This is a genomic window from Marinobacter sp., assembly GCF_965229985.1.
In the GTDB taxonomy this organism is placed as follows: domain Bacteria; phylum Pseudomonadota; class Gammaproteobacteria; order Pseudomonadales; family Oleiphilaceae; genus Marinobacter.
The window spans coordinates 2,200,036-2,218,613 of the sequence record NZ_OZ245935.1; the positions used below are offsets into that span (position 1 = coordinate 2,200,036).

Annotated in this window: 18 protein-coding genes; 12 read left to right on the forward strand and 6 right to left on the reverse strand. The window is 49.6% G+C overall.

The annotated features are described in order from the left end of the window. Positions 1–248: 248 nt before the first annotated feature. Positions 249–545 carry a hypothetical protein gene (locus ACO06L_RS10095; protein WP_041644860.1) on the forward strand — a complete coding sequence of 99 codons (297 nt, stop codon included), beginning with the start codon at positions 249–251 and terminating at the stop codon, positions 543–545. 186 nt (positions 546–731) lie between these two features. Then, a complete protein-coding gene (locus ACO06L_RS10100) occupies positions 732–2,045 on the forward strand; it encodes an ATP-binding protein (protein WP_014575735.1) in 1,314 nt (437 codons plus the stop codon). A 30-nt stretch (positions 2,046–2,075) separates the two neighbouring features. On the opposite strand, the gene ACO06L_RS10105 is transcribed toward ACO06L_RS10100, so the two are convergent. From ACO06L_RS10105 to ACO06L_RS10130, 6 genes are all read right to left on the reverse strand, one after another. Beyond that, positions 2,076–3,614 (reverse strand): hypothetical protein, encoded by a 1,539-nt coding sequence (locus ACO06L_RS10105; RefSeq protein ID WP_014575734.1) that lies wholly within the window; start codon positions 3,612–3,614, stop codon positions 2,076–2,078. Between the two features lie 73 nt (positions 3,615–3,687). Further along, positions 3,688–5,094, reverse strand: a complete 1,407-nt coding sequence (locus ACO06L_RS10110; RefSeq protein WP_014575733.1) for a hypothetical protein — start codon at positions 5,092–5,094, stop codon at positions 3,688–3,690. Between the two features lie 248 nt (positions 5,095–5,342). Continuing rightward, positions 5,343–6,332, reverse strand: coding sequence for a porin (locus ACO06L_RS10115; protein WP_227499677.1), 990 nt, complete (start codon positions 6,330–6,332; stop codon positions 5,343–5,345). 47 nt (positions 6,333–6,379) lie between these two features. After that, positions 6,380–7,570 (reverse strand): saccharopine dehydrogenase NADP-binding domain-containing protein, encoded by a 1,191-nt coding sequence (locus ACO06L_RS10120; protein WP_227510567.1) that lies wholly within the window; start codon positions 7,568–7,570, stop codon positions 6,380–6,382. Further along, positions 7,567–8,142 (reverse strand): hypothetical protein, encoded by a 576-nt coding sequence (locus tag ACO06L_RS10125; RefSeq protein WP_041644859.1) that lies wholly within the window; start codon positions 8,140–8,142, stop codon positions 7,567–7,569. Before ACO06L_RS10125 ends, ACO06L_RS10120 begins: the two co-directional genes overlap by 4 nt. Before the next feature lie 319 nt (positions 8,143–8,461). Continuing rightward, entirely contained in the window at positions 8,462–8,929 is a 468-nt protein-coding gene (locus ACO06L_RS10130) for a hypothetical protein (protein WP_041644857.1), read from the reverse strand. A 165-nt stretch (positions 8,930–9,094) separates the two neighbouring features. Between ACO06L_RS10130 and ACO06L_RS10135 the strand changes: the two genes are divergently transcribed. The 10 genes from ACO06L_RS10135 (at position 9,095) to ACO06L_RS10180 (ending at position 17,669) form a co-directional block, all read left to right on the forward strand. Then, entirely contained in the window at positions 9,095–9,991 is an 897-nt protein-coding gene (locus tag ACO06L_RS10135) for a cation transporter (protein WP_014575728.1), read from the forward strand. A 4-nt stretch (positions 9,992–9,995) separates the two neighbouring features. After that, complete coding sequence (gene lspA / locus ACO06L_RS10140; protein ID WP_014575727.1) at positions 9,996–10,511, forward strand: signal peptidase II; 516 nt, start codon at positions 9,996–9,998, stop codon at positions 10,509–10,511. A gap of 97 nt (positions 10,512–10,608) precedes the next feature. Beyond that, a complete protein-coding gene (locus tag ACO06L_RS10145; RefSeq protein WP_421845636.1) occupies positions 10,609–11,517 on the forward strand; it encodes a cation diffusion facilitator family transporter in 909 nt (302 codons plus the stop codon). Between the two features lie 33 nt (positions 11,518–11,550). Then, positions 11,551–12,552: an arsenic resistance protein gene (locus ACO06L_RS10150; RefSeq protein WP_206769037.1), complete on the forward strand. Its 1,002-nt coding sequence runs from the start codon at positions 11,551–11,553 to the stop codon at positions 12,550–12,552. A 44-nt stretch (positions 12,553–12,596) separates the two neighbouring features. Beyond that, entirely contained in the window at positions 12,597–13,235 is a 639-nt protein-coding gene (locus tag ACO06L_RS10155; RefSeq protein ID WP_058091791.1) for a DsbA family protein, read from the forward strand. Between the two features lie 22 nt (positions 13,236–13,257). Then, the gene (locus ACO06L_RS10160; RefSeq protein ID WP_023010648.1) at positions 13,258–14,100 is read left to right on the forward strand and encodes a cytochrome c oxidase assembly protein; all 843 of its coding nucleotides are present in this window, start codon (positions 13,258–13,260) and stop codon (positions 14,098–14,100) included. Beyond that, positions 14,097–14,720, forward strand: coding sequence for an SCO family protein (locus ACO06L_RS10165; protein WP_202348531.1), 624 nt, complete (start codon positions 14,097–14,099; stop codon positions 14,718–14,720). Before ACO06L_RS10160 ends, ACO06L_RS10165 begins: the two co-directional genes overlap by 4 nt. A gap of 785 nt (positions 14,721–15,505) precedes the next feature. Next, a complete protein-coding gene (locus ACO06L_RS10170; protein ID WP_202348566.1) occupies positions 15,506–15,889 on the forward strand; it encodes a hypothetical protein in 384 nt (127 codons plus the stop codon). Positions 15,890–16,016: 127 nt separating this feature from the next. Continuing rightward, positions 16,017–16,166 carry an MbcA/ParS/Xre antitoxin family protein gene (locus tag ACO06L_RS10175; RefSeq protein ID WP_227497861.1) on the forward strand — a complete coding sequence of 50 codons (150 nt, stop codon included), beginning with the start codon at positions 16,017–16,019 and terminating at the stop codon, positions 16,164–16,166. Positions 16,167–17,429: 1,263 nt separating this feature from the next. Next, positions 17,430–17,669, forward strand: a complete 240-nt coding sequence (locus ACO06L_RS10180; RefSeq protein ID WP_202348532.1) for a hypothetical protein — start codon at positions 17,430–17,432, stop codon at positions 17,667–17,669. Positions 17,670–18,578: the final 909 nt, after the last annotated feature.

The following is an 18,578-nucleotide window of genomic DNA, read 5'->3' on the forward strand; positions in this document are numbered from 1 at the left end:
AGACCACCACCGGTAAGTTGCTGGTTATGCCGGCACTTTCGGCCAGAACAACGCATCGCCATTGATAGCAGATGAACTTGAAACGAAATTGAAAAAAATACCCCCTTAATACCTTTGTATTAACGACCCCATCGCAACCGTTCTTACACCCGTGTCCTCTTTTCATGATTTAATTTTATTTTTTCAAGCTGAGTTAAAGTTCATTTGGTTCCATCAGGGTGCACATCATTCAACTTAAAGGTGACTCTATGAGGAACTATCTCTGGCTCACATCGTTAGCATTAGCCTTGGCGGCAGGAAACCTCCATGCCACTGAGGCCAAGGACGATAAGTTAGCACAAGGCATGCTCTCCAAAAGCAGCATTCAGGATATGAAGAGACAACATAAGGTAATGACACAGGCGGCGTTATCTGAAGTGGGCATGGAGGCACGCCGAAAATTGATGTTATCGACTAAGGACGATATCTATCACGAGATGATCAAATCGGGAGATATCAATCTATCTCAATTGGACCAATTTTCAAAAGATCAGTTTATTCATTAGAAATAATGTCGCATTAATAGAATTTTTGATTGAACAATAGAAACTTGTCGACAAAGATCGTTTTAAAACCAGTTGCATCGTGAATGGTCTCCACCATTCCGTCTTGCCGCACTACTTTTGTAGTGCGGCTTTTTTAGGCCTAGATTTAGTCGATAGCAACTTCCAATTACCTGCTTGGCAGACCACATGCCCAGAAAAAAACAACGCCCTTCAATAAAACGGAAACTGCTTACTTTCCTGACACTAACGGGTTTCGCGTGTACCGGGGTAATATTCTTCTCACACACCCTTTTAATCGACTATATCCATGACGAGCTTCACAGGCAGCAGCTAGAGGCTGCAGCTAACCGGCTCTCAAAGACACTAACAAATGATAAAGAAGAAATTACAAAATCTTCTCTCAGAGATTTTTCATTGTCCCAATATTCTGTTCACATCGAAGACAGTCAAGGTCGGAGTTTTACAAGCGAGAACATTGAACCGAAATTACAGGTGGTAGAATCGTTCAGAAATCCTGGAATTTTTCACATATCGTATAATGATCGATCAATCCTTGGATACTACAAAATATTTAATAACAGACAAGATAAGCTAAGCGTTACTATAATTGAAAAAAGCTCCTACTCCCCAAACACTCTTGACAAAATCCACGGTCTTATATGGATCATATCATTTACAATTCTCGTTACGATATCAATGATCATATTTATTGGGGTAACTATCGCACTAAAACCTTTAAAAATGATGAGCTCCCAATTAACGTCGCTTAAAAATGGTGAGCGTAATAGACTGGATGAGAACGTACCTGAAGAATTCACTGAACTTGTCAAACATCTTAATCGTCTATTAGAGTCGTACGACAAAAAACTTTCCCGTTCACGCCACCTAGCCGCAGATATTTCTCATAGCTTAAAAACCCCCCTTGCCGTCATAAACTCCATGATCAATGACGAAGCCATTCCCACCACAATCGCGAGTCAAATTAAGTCTCAACTGTCTGAAATGCACGAGCTGATCGACACTCAAATGAGAAAAACCGAAATGTCCGGTCAGTACATTGGAAAGGCGACACCGATCATTGAGAGAACTCTGGCACTGGTGGACGTAGTCAGTCGAATCTATCCTTACAAACAGATCCATCTTCAAGAAACATTACCCAGAGAGCTTGTCTGGCCAATTGATGAGCGTGATTTTAATGAGATCTTGGGTAATGTCCTTGATAACGCAAGCAAATGGTGCTCTCAGGAAGTTCATCTACACTTGAAACTTCACGATGACACTTTGACCATTCTTGTTGAAGATGACGGCCCCGGAGTAGCGTCACACCAGCTTGCCGATCTTACCAGGCGCCAGAAAAGACTGGACGAAAAAACTCCTGGCTATGGCCTTGGCCTATCAATCGTTGAGGAAATCACCAATGACTACGGTGGCGCCATGCATTTTTCTATATCACCCAAAGGTGGTCTGCGGGTTCTAATCGAGCTTCCCAGAAGCATTTGACGACTACAAGGGCAACTTATCCAGCTTTAGTCAGCGACCAGCAGGCATAGCAGCCCGATACACCAACGTCTCAACATCAAAACTGTTGCTTTGAACTGAGTTCTCATCAGGCGACATAAAGAACAACCCTGTATTACCTGATACGGGCGACACCGGAGCCGACGTTAGAAGACTTGTTGACTGCGTTTGGGGAGATTTCCCGGATCTCAGCGTCAACCAATCAACTCGCGTATCATAAACACCTATCATATCTTCGGCTGCACTGGATTTCTGTGGAATCCCGATATTAACTGGGTCCTCACCGGAGCGTACGAGCAGGTTCGGCAAAAATAGTGTTTGCCTCGGACTAAACACCAGCTCAGGCGACACGTCGTAAGTCATACTCGTGCCTGCCACCCGGTTTCCAATTTCATAGTCCAGCTGTGGGCCCTCAGTGCCAGCAGGGAAAAATGAAACCTTCCCTTGGGAGACGGTCACCATATTCAAAGGTCCCGGTTTGCTCTGAACAACAGCACCGATTACCCGAAACACTGACGTGTATCGACTTAACTTTTCATGATCGGCCTTATAGAGGTCAGGCCCGTTCGGTGAGATTAATATCTCATAAATCTCTGAACCAAACCCCTGCTCTGAGTAGAAAGACTGCCCGAGAATAGTTTCCCGGCGTCCGTCAGCATCCAAATCCTGCAACCCCAAAATTAAGGGAATGAAACCGATGGCTTCGGCCTCCCCCTCGGCCAACTGGATCAAAGAACTTGAAACGCGACGGCCATTCCACTGATTTAAAATGAGGTAGTATGAGTTCTCTGAAACGTACCAGTCCATTCGGATGACTTTCTCCCGACGGGGCACCTCAATGGACGCCAGGCTCTGAACAGCCCCACTGGAATTAACATGGAAAAAGCTGAGTTTGTTTCCATGCTCCGCCGCAAAATAGTAATCGCTGCCAGAACGAAACGCGGACAACGACTTTGCGTTGATGGGCAGTCTGGCAAATGGAGACGCTAAAGCCTCCTCCTCAACCGGACCTACCCGACCTTCTTCAGCATTGGTCTGTACGATGCCGACCAACCAGGTGTTATTGTAAGTCGCAACGGCTTGACCTCTCCCGGTAACCTGAAAACGCACCAATGGCACATCGTTTGACGCCTCTGGCTCGTCCCGCCACAAAAGATCAGGAAATCGGGCTTTCAACGCCGGCGTTACCGCCCTGGGGTCGCCGGCTCTATCAGTAAACACCGCCGGGATACCGTAAAAGCGTTTCGATACAGCGCCAACGGAGGGCATCGTTCCAAACAGCAATTTCCCTACCGCCTGATCCTTTCCGATACTCTCGATACCGATGACTGCAAGGTTTTGCTCCAGGATGCCTGCATGATCAGGCTCCCACAACACAACAAATAAATCACCTACCTCAACAGTGGCATCGTCGACTGTGAGGGAAAGCACTTTTTGATCACGATCTACCTGAGTGACCTTTGCCTTTGCTGGATGCTCACGCTCAACCGCCTGTACCGCACCAGCTAGTAGTAGCATCAGGAACACAAATACTGCAGAACGAGTCATCATAGGAAAAAGTCACTTAATGCGGATTCATTTTGTATAACAAAAGCGGGGTGGCGCTCCCACCACCCCGTTCTTGTTAGAACTTGTACCTTACCCGACCGGCAACATGAACAATGTCCTGATCGCTTTTGCCGTCCTGCAAGGCAGTTTCTTCCAGCGCATCCATAGCATCGCCTGATGCCAGGTATGCAGCTTCTGCCGACAGCTCAAGCGAAGGGTATGGGAAGTACGAGACCTTGGAGCCAAATTCCAGTCCGAGATCTTTTGAGGACGATCCATCGGCAAGTGCAATGTCCTCAGCCAAGCGGTTGTAGACAATCATTCCGCTGACCGTAATATTGGCCGCTACTTTATGATCGAGCTGTAGCTTGTTCATGAAATACCCTTTGTCGAGGATATAGGGTGTTTCGGCGAAGTAGTCATCGCTCGTCATGTTTTCCTGAAAAATCATACTGTCGCTGAAGTCGACATCCGTGGCGATGAAGGCGTCGAAGTCCCCGTCTTGCTCATTGCCATCGCCCGATGCGTAGAGCACGGTGTACGTCAGTTGGTTTGGTCCAAATTGCAGCCCGAGCTCGCCGCGTCCCAGAAAGGTCGAAAGGTCATAGTTCGTATTGGGATTCGTAGCACCATTCAATGGGACGAAATTTACACCTTCTATTGTTCCGCTTTGGCCAATCACCGTACCCTTCACGAACATGCGGCCTAGCGACGTCTCTTGACCGTAATCCATCTCCACCCCAAAGCTGGAAACGGAATATTTGGAGTTATCAGCGATACTCTTCAGTTCATACTCCCTGCTATTTACCGTACCTATTCCCTCAGCAATTTGATCATTCATCTGATAGAGATAGAAGAGGCCCGCGCTCAGGTTCGGTGAGTAACGCTTGTTCAGGTTGATCGCAAAGTTGTCCGCGCCATCCCAGCCTTCGTCCTGTTCTGAGTCGACGCCGCTCTCATTGGAAGAGTCACCTCGCCCCCATAACAACTGATAGTCAAATCCAGAGCCCAGTGAGCCTTTCCAAACAGCGGCTGTGGCGGTTTCAGTCCAGACATGTCGGTTCACTGACACCGGCTGCAAGCCCAGCGATACGCGCTGGTCTAGCGTGTTGGGCACCAAAAAATCCACATAAGCCCACCGTGTTTCGATGTTCACACCATCACCGGAATAGTCGCCACCCGAACCCTCACCGTAGCGGATGCCTCCAATCTCCGTCGCGAATACACCGGTAACGTTTTTGTCGTCGGAAGTTGCCTTCGCCCAGAAGCGATATTTGACCTCGCCGAAGCTCTCGGTCGGCTCGTCATCTTTCAGCGTACCGCCACCTGAGTTACCACCAGAAAACCAGTCTCTTTGATTGGTGTAAGCCTGAAAGCGGTTATCCATATCACCGTGGAATTCAATCTCCGCTGCCGTCGCGGCCCAACTTCCCGACAGTGTTGTCATCCCCGCAATCGCAGTGGCCAGAATGTTGCGTTTCAACGTAGTCTCCTCCAGTTTCTTTCTTGATTGTTTGTGATGTTCGATTCGTACGGATAGTGGCGTAAATCTTAAAACCAGCTAGAACACCGGACGAAAGACCAAAAAAAAGGCGGGAATGAAGCATTCCCGCCATTAAATAACCTTAGTTAACTCGCAAGTAGGCTCTCACACGAACCTTAAATGAACTTGAAATCCGGAAAATATTTTAGATACGTCGGTCTCGCCATATTCAGCGATCACGCTCGACCCTACATGGAAAACTTATGCTCGAAGCCCATACCAAATGTGGAGTCCTCAGAGTCAGCCAGGTCCGCCTCCACCTGAGACACGTAAGCATAAACCTTACTCTTGCTTGCCAGTTTATAATCGAACCCCAAGGCCAACAGGGTTAGCTCCTCGTTTGTTGTCTCGGCTTCTGTCAGTCCGTACTGAGCCTTGATCTTCCAACGCTCAAGGTTAACGGCACCGCCAACCAGATAAGACGTATCTTCTCCAGGGCCATCGCTTTCTTCTGCCAACTGGTAAACTGCGCCGATCTCGAAGTTGCTTAATCGGACCTTCCCTACGGTTCGCAGGATATTGAGACGACTATCGCCACTTGAATCGGCTTCCAGTGAATCGTCGATATCAGAATCGTAGGCAATACTTCCGTAGAAACGATCATTCTCAAACGTAAAAGAGCTGGAAACTGCATCCGCAGGTCCGTCGTTCTCTGCACCAGCTGACTGCTCTTCACCCGGGATGACGGCAACACTGACGCCCACAGCATCGAACAGACGTGGGGAACTGTATTGAACAATGTTGCTGGTCCGATTTTCACCAGCCATGATATTTTTTATATCCGCCTGTAGGTCGTTGAACTGGTCAACCTTGCCCTGCGCTGACTTTAAAGGTGTGTCAAATTTTCCCGCAATCAGTGCACCGAGGTTCGCCTGTTTGAAGCCGCCGTATATATTACGCTGCGAGAAGGTTTGGCCATCTTTATCTCCATCATCAATCGATATTTCAAATTCCGCCTTGTATATCGCCTCCAGGCCTGCGAGGTCGGTATCGAACGCCCCTTTTACACCAAGACGGGAAGCATTGCTCTGAAGCTTCCAAGTATCGCTATTACCGTCGTCCTGGTTTTCATACGAAACATTGGCTTTGCCGTACAGGATAGGACCGTCCGCCGCGAGTGCATTTATTGAAGTAACGACAAATCCACCAAACACGAACATCGATAGACACTTTTTCATGGACACCTCTTCAGATTAGATAGATTCAAAATGACACTTGAAGTCTTTCAAATGCTGAGAAGATGGTGCTTTGTATCTGTTGCAAAATTATTACATTGAAATATTTTTTCTTTTATTTTCAACAATATAAAATTAAAACCTTCTATTATATCCTTTGACACTGAATTGAACTTGAATATAAGCAGCCGTTTTCGTACATCGCGTTGTGAGCATGAAAGCGATTCCCATCTGACCCCAGATTCATCCCCGGAACCTTCCAAAAGCGACTCACAATGAATCGCGGCAGGGATTGCGGTTGCGCGATAAAGATCATGATGGCCAATTGATACTCGGCGCGATGCGCGGTCACCTCGGCTCTCGGCAGTCAATTCAAGGCCGAATGGCTTGTTAGTGAAGCGTTTAAGAGCTGAATAAAATGCGCGCTGGCGTGACTTGAAGGAAAAGCAGCCAAGCATTCCCGTTCTCTCAAATGTCATCAGCACATCGGTAACCGGGTTGAGACCGGCGTGATAGAAGCTGAAGCATTCCAGTGATAGCTCCTGCGGTAAGCCATGAAGTTCATCCAGAAAAACCGGAACACAGATGCTGCTTCCCAACCCGCCTTCGAACCTTCTATAACGGACGTCCCAAAAACGGGACTGTGTCCATCCGCCATTATACTTCCACCCCTGGCGATCAGCGGCACTCAGGATGTCGGCAACACCGCCCCAGCCTATGTCGGTGGATCGATAACGCCCATACATCTGAATATCCTTCACTGTCCCCGGAGAGGCCTGACAAAGCCATCGAGCCAGCCACCCGGGCAGCCCCGGATCAGCACCTGCATCCAGTACAAATCGGCTGTCGCTGGTCTCGATGAGTGTCCGCATGCCTTGGAATACCTCAAGCTTGCGCGGATTTGGAGTGATATCGATGTAGTCGGCTCGATTCGCGATACAACCGTGAACCAGATTCTCAAGAGCAGACACGGAAAGGTCACATGCCACAATAACGACATCTTGCTCATGCGAGCATTGCCTGGCCTGTGCAGCGTCAGCCACATCAATTGATCTGGCGTTGAAACGACCTGTGACACCGGCTTCGCGATCTAACTGTTCCGCTCGTTTACGCCCTTTTTCCAGTGAACGCCCTGCCAAGACAATATTGCCGTCGATCCGTTGCCCCAAGAAAGTCGCAGTAGCGGTCCCGGCAGCTCCGTAGCCACCAAGGACAAGTACGCTCTTGTCGCCCTGTCTCATCGTTTCTCAAGCTCCCTTTTGACGTACTCCAACTCAACCCGGGTGTGTTGCGCAGCGTCTGACTCGATGCCCATAAAGGCTGACATGAACCAACTCAAGGCTCTGCCTTTAAAGGAATCGGGGAAGACACCGTATACCCGGTGAGAGAGACGCCATCCTTTCTCAGAGTTGGTCTTTTCAATTCGTAAATCTCCCCCCTCGAACACGTCAACGATATCGATCCCCAAAAGGCTGTAGGTAGTTTCGGCTGACCATCTGTAGCGTGTTGGCGGAAAGACGTCGTACACACGCCCGTCCAGAACCCCTTTTATTCCACCAACCGTTTCAACCTGGAGAAATCTAAGCCCGTCAACAAATCCCGTACCGGGTCGGCTCGTTATCTCAGTCAAAATATGAGCGTCATTTGCTCGGTGAAAGATGCCTTCGAAATCCGTCACTGCCCCCCAAATCTCCGTGCGGGGCGCATCAACAACAACGCTCTCGGTAACATCCACTTTCCGAAGATCAAAGCCTGCAAAGATCAAGAGTCCGACGAGCATAAAAGTTGCGCAAGCCATTATCATGCGGTTCATACCAAGCCCTCTTTTTCTTCAGATCAGACATCCCTAAACCCTTTAGCAACTACAGGGTCAAATAGAGATCTAACGCAGAAAGTTCGATCAAGAGCTTAGATTGTTCGGAGCGATTGAACGCGTTCGCCATAGCTGATGAAGAGCATTCTGTGCTGAATGGGCGAGAGCGCACTTTAAATAATTGGACGCTTTGCCTGACCGGGGATAAAGAATCTAGCAACTGATGCAAGGTTCGAAACAGTAATTCATATAGAGATGTTCAGTCCCCCAATTCAGCCACACGCTTGGTGGTCGAGTTGGGGGCGAGTGCCACGTCAAATCACTGCACGTTCAAATTTTTCTGGTGTTGCAACATCTGCTCCATCATCAGCTGCATTTGATCCATGCGCTCTTGCATCATCTGAATTTGTTGCTCGTTAGACAGACTACCACCATTTTTTGATTTACCGCCGCCGTTCATCAGGTGCTGACCTCCCATCATGTCGTTTTGTCCACGCATCATGCCAGGTCCCATCATGCCGCGATGCATATAATCCATTTGTTCTTGCATCGCCTCCCTGTGTTCTCGCATCAATCGTTGCCGCTCTTGCGGTGATGCTTCATCAGGTATGCGTTGCATCAGCTGGTTCATGTGAGACCAGTTCTGGTGCATCTGCTGCATTTGCTCCTGATCCATCATCATGCCGGGACCATGCCCTTGCCAGGGGCCTTGGTCACCATGCGCTATTACCAATGCTGGAAAAACCAATAGCGCAGCGGTTGCAGCAAGCCCTTTAGATGAAATCATAAAGTTATCCCCCAAAAATGAGATGCCCACTCCATTTCACTTATCATTGTAGATCTTTATCCAGATAAACGCCGATCTTAACGACTAGAGTAAATTAGTCATTGACCCTGTAGTAACTACAGGGTTTTAAATTGCATCATTTGTACGAGAACCGGAGCCGAGAAAATGAGCAACACCTGTGACGGACAGTGTGGCAGTGAGGAAGCTGGCACAGATAATTACACTCGGAACCCCGTTATCACCACACATGGAGCCCAGATCAGCACCTACAAAGTGCCAAAAATGGACTGTCCTTCGGAAGAGCGAATGATTCGAATGGCGCTCAATGGCTTTGACAACATTCGGTCACTCTCATTCGACCTATCGAATCGAAATCTGGAAATTATTCATCAAGGCGAAGCCGGACCTATTACGAGCAAGCTGGAAACCCTGGGGCTGGGCGCTTCCTTGCAGAAGTCAGAAGAGGCCAGCGCTGAATCCGTCAGATCGGCTGAGTCGTCTAATGCCAACGAAACCGAGGAATCCGGCACTTTATGGATACTGCTGGCAATCAACGGTCTGATGTTTCTGGTCGAAATGACGATGGGCCTGATCGCCCAGTCCGCTGGCCTGATTGCTGACTCGCTAGACATGCTTGCCGACGCTGCCGTCTACGGTCTTGCGCTTTACGCCGTCGGGCATGGCATCAAAATGCAGGTCAGAGCGGCCCATGTTGCTGGCATTCTCCAGCTCATCCTTGCCGTCGGTGTACTAGTTGAGGTTGGCAGGCGTTTTCTGTTCGGCAGTGATCCGCAGTCGCTGATGATGATGGCCGTCGCATCTGTGGCCCTTATTGCCAACGTCAGTTGCCTGCTCCTGATCGCCAAACACCGTGAAGGCGGTGCTCACATGAAAGCCAGCTGGATATTTTCGGCCAACGACGTGGTCATCAATCTAGGGGTTATCCTCGCAGGGCTTCTTGTCGCCTGGACCGGCTCCAACTACCCGGATCTGGTTATTGGCGGCATTGTGGGAGGCATTGTACTCATCGGTGCCAAGCGCATACTTGCACTAAAAGGATAATTCGATGTCTGGAGACCGTTCTCGCTTTTTTACGCTGAACTTTCTCGGCTTTTCCACGCTGATAGCGTTGGCTGACCAGGCCATTAAATGGCTGGTCCAGCAATCCATGGCTTACGGGCAATCGGTTGAGATCACTTCTTTCTTTAATTGGGTGCACGTATGGAATAAAGGCGCTGCCTTTAGTCTCTTCGCCGATGGCGGGGGCTGGCAGCGATACTTTTTTATCGCAATAGCCGTTGTCGTCTCAGCTGTTCTGGTCAAATTGATTCGGGACAGCCATCAACGAACAGAAGCCCTAGCTTACGCCATGGTTCTTGGAGGCGCACTGGGAAATGTCATCGACCGAGTTTTTCGAGGCCACGTTGTCGATTACCTGGATTTCCATTGGCAATCCTGGCATTGGCCGGCGTTCAACCTTGCCGACGTGTTCATCGTCCTGGGCGTGATCATGATTTTGGTCACGGGCTTCACAGCCGAGAAAGGTGTTGGGAACAACACGAAAAATCGCCAGAATGGCTAGTTTTCGCGCGGTCGCATCACTCGCTAAGCCCTCTGAGTCCGGCTTAGCGAGTGTTGCGACTACGTTTAATTGAACAGCAACGACCAAGGAGAAAACAATGGGCCACGAGCATGTTCACATGTCACCGGATACTAAGGATAAGAGAGTTGCAGTAGCTATCTGGGCGAACGGTATCCTAACCTTGGCTCAGATCGCTGGAGGGATCTTCGCTGGCAGCTTGGCGCTGATAGCCGACGCTATACACAACTTTTCGGATATGGCGTCACTATTTATTGCATTTGCGGCGCGGAAGATTGCACGCCGCCCGGCCGACTCGAAGATGACCTTTGGCTACGGGAGAATTGAGATTGTTGCGGCACTTATAAATTACACCACTTTGATTATGATCGGGGCATATTTAATCTACGAAGGTGGCATGCGATTCCTAGATCCCCCGGAAATCAAGGGCTGGTGGGTAGTTTGGCTTGGCATTATCGCATTGGTAGTGGATGGTTTGACCGCGTTGCTCACTTACTCCATGCAAAAGGACAGCGTCAACATCCGTGCGCTGTTTCTACACAACTTGTCTGATGCGTTTGCGTCAATTGCAGTCGTTGTAGGCGGCGCCCTGATTCTCCTGTACGACATGCGTTGGGTTGATCCCGCGATCACAATTGGTATCGCAAGCTATATTCTCTACCTGGGCTTAACGGAAATCGGCGGAACCATCCGGACACTCATGCTGGGTAGCCCAGTGGATATCGACACAGATTCTGTCATCGAGGCTTTATCAAACGTAGAAGGCGTTTTAGACCTTCACCACGTACATTTCTGGCAGATGGGTGAGCATGATGCCTCCCTCGACGCCCATGTGGTGGTCGAAATAAGTGCATGGAATGAACTTGAAAAAGTCAAGGGTGGGATAAAACGAACTTTGGAAAACGAGTTCGGCATCACTCATTCAACATTGGAGTTTGAACATCCTGATCACAGTCACAAAGATGCCCATACTTATGGCCATGGCTAGCAGGGCTGCTGAAAAGGGTACCGTGTGGCAGATATGCTGCGAATGGCCGACATTCCACTCGGTTACGAGCACGCCATGCGAGACGTAATTGAACGCCACCAGGTCTGGGCCTACCTCATCGCTGTTGTTTTCGGACTGTCTGTGGATTGGACATCGTCCCTCGGTGACAGTGTGCCGGATTACTTAATCTGGGGGTTGCTCGGAGTTCTGCTCTACGCCACATTTACTCAAACACCGTTGACCCACCTGTCTGATATGTTCCGGGACCGTCGGTTCATGGGTGCCTTGCTCACCGGAAATTTTCTGGTCATGCCGGCGATCACTGCCTTGCTGATATTGGCGCTGCCGGACAATGACGCGCTGAAGTTGGGAGTGCTTCTGGTATTGCTGATGCCCTGTACCGACTGGTTTGTCACCTTCACTCACCTAGGCAAGGGGGACAGCACCCGAGCCATTGCGGCAACACCGGTTCTGCTGATTGCTCAACTGGGTCTTCTTCCACTTTACCTCTGGCTTTTCATGGGTAATCAGTTCGACGTGAATCTTGAGCTTGGGCGGCACCTCCTGCCGGCCTTTGGCGGGCTGATTATTGTCCCGCTTATCCTGGCATTTCTGACTGAAAAATGGGCCGAAAACTCCAGAAAAGCCATCGGGTTCATTCGCTTCATGGGTCTGATGCCGGTCCCTCTGCTGACAGTCGTACTGTTCATCATCTCAATGACACAGGTCAGCCAGATCGACAGTACCGGCTCACTTATCTGGCCCTTGATGATTCTGTTTCCGGCCTATCTTCTAGCTGCGGCTCTGGTTGGAAAGGCTCTGCGCCGGGTCTTTCGATTACCGGTAGAAACCGGTCGCACCGTCATCTTCAGCCTAGGAACACGCAACTCCTTCGTGGTTTTACCTTTGGCACTGTCAATGCCAGAGGCCTGGGCTGTGGCCGTCGTGGTGATTGTCGTCCAGTCTTTGTTGGAACTGTTTGGAATGATGCTTTATCTGCGGTGGGTGCCTAGTCGGCTGCTACCGGACACCTGAATAATCTGAAACCCGTAAACTCATTTAAAATAGGAAGATCTCCCGTGCAAACCCGAACCCTGGTCATCAGTCTCCTTCTTTTTTGTCTGGTTGTCTTTGCTGGTGCTTTTGTTATTTACGATCGCTCCCAGGGCACTAATGAACCCGCCGTTGTTGAAAAAACGCCACTGGTGAGGGATTACTCTCCCGTTATTGGCCCTGAGGACGCGCCGGTAACCATTGTCGAGTTCTTCGACCCATCCTGCGAAGGTTGTCGCGCCATGCATCCCTATGTGAAACAGATTCAGGCTGCCTACCCGGACAACGTGCGTCTGGTACTGCGCTACGTATTGTTTCACAAAGGCTCGGAAGAGGCCGTCAGAATCCTGGAAACCGCCCGTGAACAGGGGGTCTATGAGCCGGTACTGGACGCTGTTATGGAAGCACAACCGAAATGGCACGATGATCCAAAGGTCGCCGCAGCATGGGATGCGGCGGAGTCAGCCGGACTTGATGTCGAAGCCGCTCGGGCCGGTATGAACTCACCCGAGATTGACGGCATTATTCAACAGGATGCTGCGGACGTTAAGGCGGTTGGAATTTCCGGAACCCCAACATTCTACGTTAACGGAGACACCTTGAGCCGCCTGGGGCCTCAGGAACTGTACGACCTGGTGACATCCAAGGTAGGGTCACTGAAATAACAACAAAACAACCGGCAACGCTATGTCACTGCTTGACTACCTTTTACCCTACGATTTCTCGCCGCTGACCATACTCAGCTACATGCTCGTGATGGGATTCTATGGCGTCGGGCTAATTCGGATGCCGGAACAGGACCGGCCAGGCTCACTGCGGATCTTTGCGTTCACCCTGGGGGTACTGATCTGTTATGCGGTGATGCAGACCCGCTTCGATTACTACGCACAATACATGTTCTTCGTCCATCGGGGTCAGCACCTGATTCTTCATCATATCGGTCCGATCCTGATCGCCCTGTCCAACCCTTTACCGGTCATGCGGTTCTGGTTCGCAAAAATCAGCCCGGGCTGGAGGCATACATTGAGGCCTCTGGGCTGGGTCTATAACGTTCTGCAACAGCCTTTTATCGCCCTTTTCCTGTTTGTCGGGCTTATCTATTTCTGGCTGTGGCCATCAATCCATTTTGACGCCATGCTCAGCCGGGATCTGTATTGGGTCATGAACTGGAGCATGTTGCTGGATGGCCTGCTGTTCTGGTGGTTGATCTTTGATCCAAGACCGCCGGCGATCACCTCATCGCTGGGGTATGGCAGACGCATGTTGGTTCTGGCCGCCGCAGGTGTGCTTCAGATGTTTCTTGGGGCGTGGATCGTGTTTTCACGTGACATGGTCTATGACGTTTACGAAGTCTGTGGCAGGGCCTGGCCGCTGGACCCGGAAGTCGACCAGCTACTGGGAGGCATGCTGACCTATATTCCTCCGGCCATGATGAGCATTCTTGGCATTCTTCTGATGCTCCGGCGAGCCATGCATCAGGACGGAAAATATACCAACCAATCCAAACAACTTGAGGAAACAGCGTCATGAGAACTCGCTTCTGGCGACAGCGCACCAACATCATATCGGCGACCTTAACGCTGATAGCATCCCTATTGCTGACTGGTTGCTTTGGCAATGACGAGGAAGACTGGAACGGTAAAAACATCAGTGGCTTGATGCCTGAGCTGGAATTCGACCTGATCAATAGCCAGGGCAAGTCTGTATCTGGCGATGATTACAGTGGCCGCGTGAGAATGCTGTTTTTCGGGTTCACCTCTTGCCCCGATGTTTGCCCGACCGCCCTGCAAAAGCTCAATCAGGCAACCAGTGGCCTGGACCCCGAGCTTCAGGATGAAGTACTCACTTTGTTCGTGAGTGTCGATCCGAAACGTGACACGCCCGAGCGCCTCGCGGAATACGTGGATTTCTTCGGCGACAATATTGTAGGACTCACTGGAAAAGAACCCCAGCTTCGTGAACTGGCAAAACGATATAGAACAACCTTCGGTTATGACGAACCTGGCCCCGATGGAAATTATGCGGTGTCACACAGCAGCGCGATTTATGTATTTGATCGCGAAGGCAACCCTCGCCTTTTAATGCGGCCCGATTTGAGCGGGGAAGAAATTCGGCATGACCTCGTTGCTCTTATTCAGGAGGATTCCTGAGTTAACGAAGCTTGCCATTGGAAAGTAATACTTAGCTGCTGCGGAATACGGCAGCAGCCCGTGACTCAAGATTTGATTGTCGGACGCTTATGTTCATCTTTTGCCGGGCTTCACATATCCAGTTTTTTTGGCCTTTGGAAAGCTGGGGGCAGGTCAATCGGGGTAAACATCGGCTTAGCCCATTATCGCTAACTCTATACCGGAATTAGTTGGCACCTGAAAGTTGCTCCATCAACCATGATGAATCAAAGGCCAATGACGAGCTTGGAACCTTCGGGGGGGAGAAGGAAGGCCTGACTCGAATGTTCGCTTTTGTTTAAGGTACGGACTGAAGCCGTCTGAGCGGGAATCACAGTGGCTCAGCACCTTTGTGAGTAGTTGCCGCTCGTAACTAGCGGCCAAGCGCGATGATGAGCCCCCATAAAAGTGCCGAGACTCAAGGTGAGCTTGGCTTGTATCTCAGCCCGCGCTTTATAACGCAATACATTTCCCGACCCGATAAGTGCCCGAGGCAGAACTATCCGCATAGCCCCAGGTAGTGCTGACAACGGAATGAGTCATCGAGGTAACGCACTGAGTTGGCATTGTATTATTAATTGCACCTTTGAAATCGACTGGAACCTGGCCTCAGGGGACAGAGGAAAGCGGCTTTTAACCTAACCACTGTTTCGCTCTCTCCGCTCAGGACACGCACCTTTCCGATCGATGGTGTTCTTCCCGTCGTTTCTGTGGCAACGTAACACCACAGAAACGAATGGCTTTTTGAGGAGCCTACCCAGTCAGTGATGAGTCCTACATCCGAACAAAAAACACTCCAACAACGTCAGGCGGGCCTGAAGGCGGCGTATCGGATCATGAAGGGCTGGGGGGTCGAAGACTCAGATCAAAGCCGCATCCTCGACGTTGACCAAAACACTTTTGACTCAACTGAGGAACTCAAGGCGTTGACAGAGCGCCAGTTGGTGACGATTTCTTATCTTCTGAATATTCACGCGTCTCTCAGAGAGGTCTTTCAGAACCCGGAGAATCACCTCGGCTTTATGACCGCGGCTAACCAGAATTCCCCGTATTTTGGTCGGCGGCCTCTCGATTTCGTTTTGACCGGTGAGATTGATTCCCTAAAAAAAGTCTATGAGAGCCTGGAGCAATTGAAAAATGGACTCTGGTAAAGACCTAAGCATCCAGGATATAGCGGAGCAGCTAGGTGTCTGCAGAGAGGAGCTGCCGGAAAATGCCCTTCTAGCGAACTGTCCGCGGGAGGACGTTTGCATATTGTTTAAAGCGCTCTACCATCGAATGCACGCCGTCATCGGGAACGATCGAGACAACCTGGCTCACTGGTTGAGAACGCCCAATGAAGCATTCAAATGCAGACCGATTGATCGCTTGAGTTCGATTGAGGGCTTTCGGGAGGTTCTACGCTACCTCGAGTTCTTTTCTCAATAACCAAAGGGAAGGGATTGATTGAATTTCGTAGTCTTCAGCGGCCTGGACGATGGCATCCTGCACTTTTTGCTGCGGCACAGGAGCAACAGCATGGTGACGAGCCTTACGACCGCCTTCAGGCGCCTAATCATATGGGCAGTCAGGGCTCCCCCATTCCAACCCGACGGGGCCACCTACAGCGCCTTGTAGCTTTCGGTACTTAATCCATTTGATCGCGATTTCATCCAAGACCTCGGATGGGATCTCCACAGTTAGGCGTTCGATGATTTGGTCCTTGAACGTCTCCTTTGAAACCTCATAAGAGGGAGGCTTCTCTAGGGCCAGAAACACTGACCGGGGTTCCGCTGACAGGAGCTCTTCGTTGTAAAGATGAAAATTATCGCCTGAAGCGATCGACGCCTTGGTACTCACCTGCCATCTCCCAGTGTCGACTTATTGGCTGTCGTTTTGCAGACTCCTAAAACAACGAGAAGATGCGAGCTGTCTTTTCACCCCTTCTCGGCATTTACCCGACCGCTCCTCAGGAAAGGCGTCGAATAATAGCCTCGGGATTTGCACGCCAAATCAGACCACCTGTCGCGCTCATTGAACGACGCTTTTTTTTGTTGGCTGAAGCCGAGTTCAGTCAGGTCTGGGTGTTCTCCTACCCCATTCCAAATAGCATCTGCATCGTCGCAGGCTAGGAACCTTAACCCACTTTCAAGCGCCATTCTGGCCAAAAAAAAGAAAGACACCAGTGAACCGTCCATCCCGTGCAACCATCCGACTGATTACCAAAGAATCTTCCAACCAGGAACAGTCGCCTCTGCTTGCCTTCTATTCGCGAAGCTCAAGATGTGATAGAAATCCCTCCCCGATATATCTCAGTAGGTTCTCCCAAACAGCGATTTCGCCGGCGCAGCCCAAATTTTCCAAAAAGAATCTTAGCCGTTCAGCCGTTCGTTGGATTGAGGTTTCACGTAGGTCGATAGCCTCGCAGATCGATATTGAAATATTTGCCTCCGATCCACAGGTGGCGCTGAACTGGTCGAAACAGCGTCAGTGATCATGATGAACCACTTTAATTCGAAGCATTATATATGTCGAGTGATCTATGCATGGTCTACCTCGCCAAATCTACGAGATGTCATTTAAAGAGCTTTATCTCGACTGAAATATATTATCTTTCTATGAAAGGCAACTTTTAAAATTAAAATCGTTTAAATGATCGAGACAGGTTAAAATACGTTAGAAATTACCGACCGCCATGACTTAAGGAGTGTTATGAATTACATCACTGAGACAATTATGGAGTGTTATAAGACTAAGTTTCCTGAAAGCTCAACGTATTTGCAGGAGAAGAGAGAAAAATTGTCGCAAGTGAAATCGATCTGGGACAGCATTGGCCATCTGGAAAGCCTAGATTCCAGTGGCCGTCGCGACTTCAGTCACCTGACAGGTATCCAGCCGGAAGACATTGAGGCGTTAATCAGAGTTTACCAAACGCTTTACCTAAAAGCTTGAAAGCTCTACTGACCTCATTTTTGAGTATCGGAAGCTAGGCTATGAAACCCGATGACTTGGAGGATATAAAAAGAATATACTTCGGGAACGATGACTTGATTTTTGAACAGTGTTTAGGCCATCCAGTGAAAGCTCTGGAACATAAAACGCCAAGAGAACTCCTAACTACGGTTGACGGATGCACGAAAGTAAAACTATATCTTTCACAGGTCAAGTACGGTGACTATTCTTAACGAGAAAATTGGCTTTCGTTCTACTTTGAAGCATCTTCCCCGTTGTTCAAACCCACTCGCGCAAGATTGACCTGGAGTTTTGGGAAGTGCCGACATCGTCTCCGGATGGGTCTTTAAATTCACCGCCCGTAATCCCTTAGCAGCGAACTATTCCAAAGTCTTTAGGTCTCGGTCTCTAGTCTAAAGCCAGTAAGTCGAAAGCGTACGGCGTGCATCATGGCCCTCGGTGAATTTGTGGCTCTATCATTGAGCACCAGTCAGGTTCTTCTAGAGCTGTGGTGATTTTCTGTGTCTATATATGAGCAGATCTACACAACCTATATTTTTCAAGCAGTTGGTGAATTTTGAGGCTATATACGAGCTAAGCAGGGTGGCGGGTTGCGATACATGGTGAAAAGCTCAGTCTATATGTGAGCAGATGTAACCCAGCCCCCGACCGGACAAAGTGTTGAAACCGGATCGTGAATTTCTGCGTCTGTACATGAGCAGACTGAAAACTCTATTTTTCAGTGACTTGCAAAACCTTGCTATGGATTTTGCTTGCTACTGCGCCCTACAAGTGCACGAGGTGGTTACCAGGAAGGAAGTGTGCCCATCCTTCTGCTTACACCACAGAACCTCCTGAAAACAGAGGCTTCTGGGATATGTGGCGGGTAGATCGTTCTGCTTACACCAT

Excerpts from the sequence above, each read along its gene's own strand:
- lspA (WP_014575727.1), top strand. The coding sequence starts at position 9,996 with ATGTCTGGAGACCGTTCTCGCTTTTTTACGCTGAACTTTCTCGGCTTT.
- ACO06L_RS10135 (WP_014575728.1), top strand. The coding sequence starts at position 9,095 with ATGAGCAACACCTGTGACGGACAGTGTGGCAGTGAGGAAGCTGGCACA.
- ACO06L_RS10130 (WP_041644857.1), bottom strand. The coding sequence starts at position 8,929 with ATGATTTCATCTAAAGGGCTTGCTGCAACCGCTGCGCTATTGGTTTTT.
- ACO06L_RS10175 (WP_227497861.1), top strand. The coding sequence starts at position 16,017 with ATGCACGCCGTCATCGGGAACGATCGAGACAACCTGGCTCACTGGTTG.
- ACO06L_RS10125 (WP_041644859.1), bottom strand. The coding sequence starts at position 8,142 with ATGAACCGCATGATAATGGCTTGCGCAACTTTTATGCTCGTCGGACTC.
- ACO06L_RS10120 (WP_227510567.1), bottom strand. The coding sequence starts at position 7,570 with ATGAGACAGGGCGACAAGAGCGTACTTGTCCTTGGTGGCTACGGAGCT.
- ACO06L_RS10145 (WP_421845636.1), top strand. The coding sequence starts at position 10,609 with ATGGGCCACGAGCATGTTCACATGTCACCGGATACTAAGGATAAGAGA.
- ACO06L_RS10095 (WP_041644860.1), top strand. The coding sequence starts at position 249 with ATGAGGAACTATCTCTGGCTCACATCGTTAGCATTAGCCTTGGCGGCA.
- ACO06L_RS10105 (WP_014575734.1), bottom strand. The coding sequence starts at position 3,614 with ATGATGACTCGTTCTGCAGTATTTGTGTTCCTGATGCTACTACTAGCT.
- ACO06L_RS10100 (WP_014575735.1), top strand. The coding sequence starts at position 732 with ATGCCCAGAAAAAAACAACGCCCTTCAATAAAACGGAAACTGCTTACT.
- ACO06L_RS10115 (WP_227499677.1), bottom strand. The coding sequence starts at position 6,332 with ATGAAAAAGTGTCTATCGATGTTCGTGTTTGGTGGATTTGTCGTTACT.
- ACO06L_RS10170 (WP_202348566.1), top strand. The coding sequence starts at position 15,506 with ATGAGTCCTACATCCGAACAAAAAACACTCCAACAACGTCAGGCGGGC.
- ACO06L_RS10160 (WP_023010648.1), top strand. The coding sequence starts at position 13,258 with ATGTCACTGCTTGACTACCTTTTACCCTACGATTTCTCGCCGCTGACC.
- ACO06L_RS10165 (WP_202348531.1), top strand. The coding sequence starts at position 14,097 with ATGAGAACTCGCTTCTGGCGACAGCGCACCAACATCATATCGGCGACC.
- ACO06L_RS10150 (WP_206769037.1), top strand. The coding sequence starts at position 11,551 with ATGCTGCGAATGGCCGACATTCCACTCGGTTACGAGCACGCCATGCGA.
- ACO06L_RS10180 (WP_202348532.1), top strand. The coding sequence starts at position 17,430 with ATGAATTACATCACTGAGACAATTATGGAGTGTTATAAGACTAAGTTT.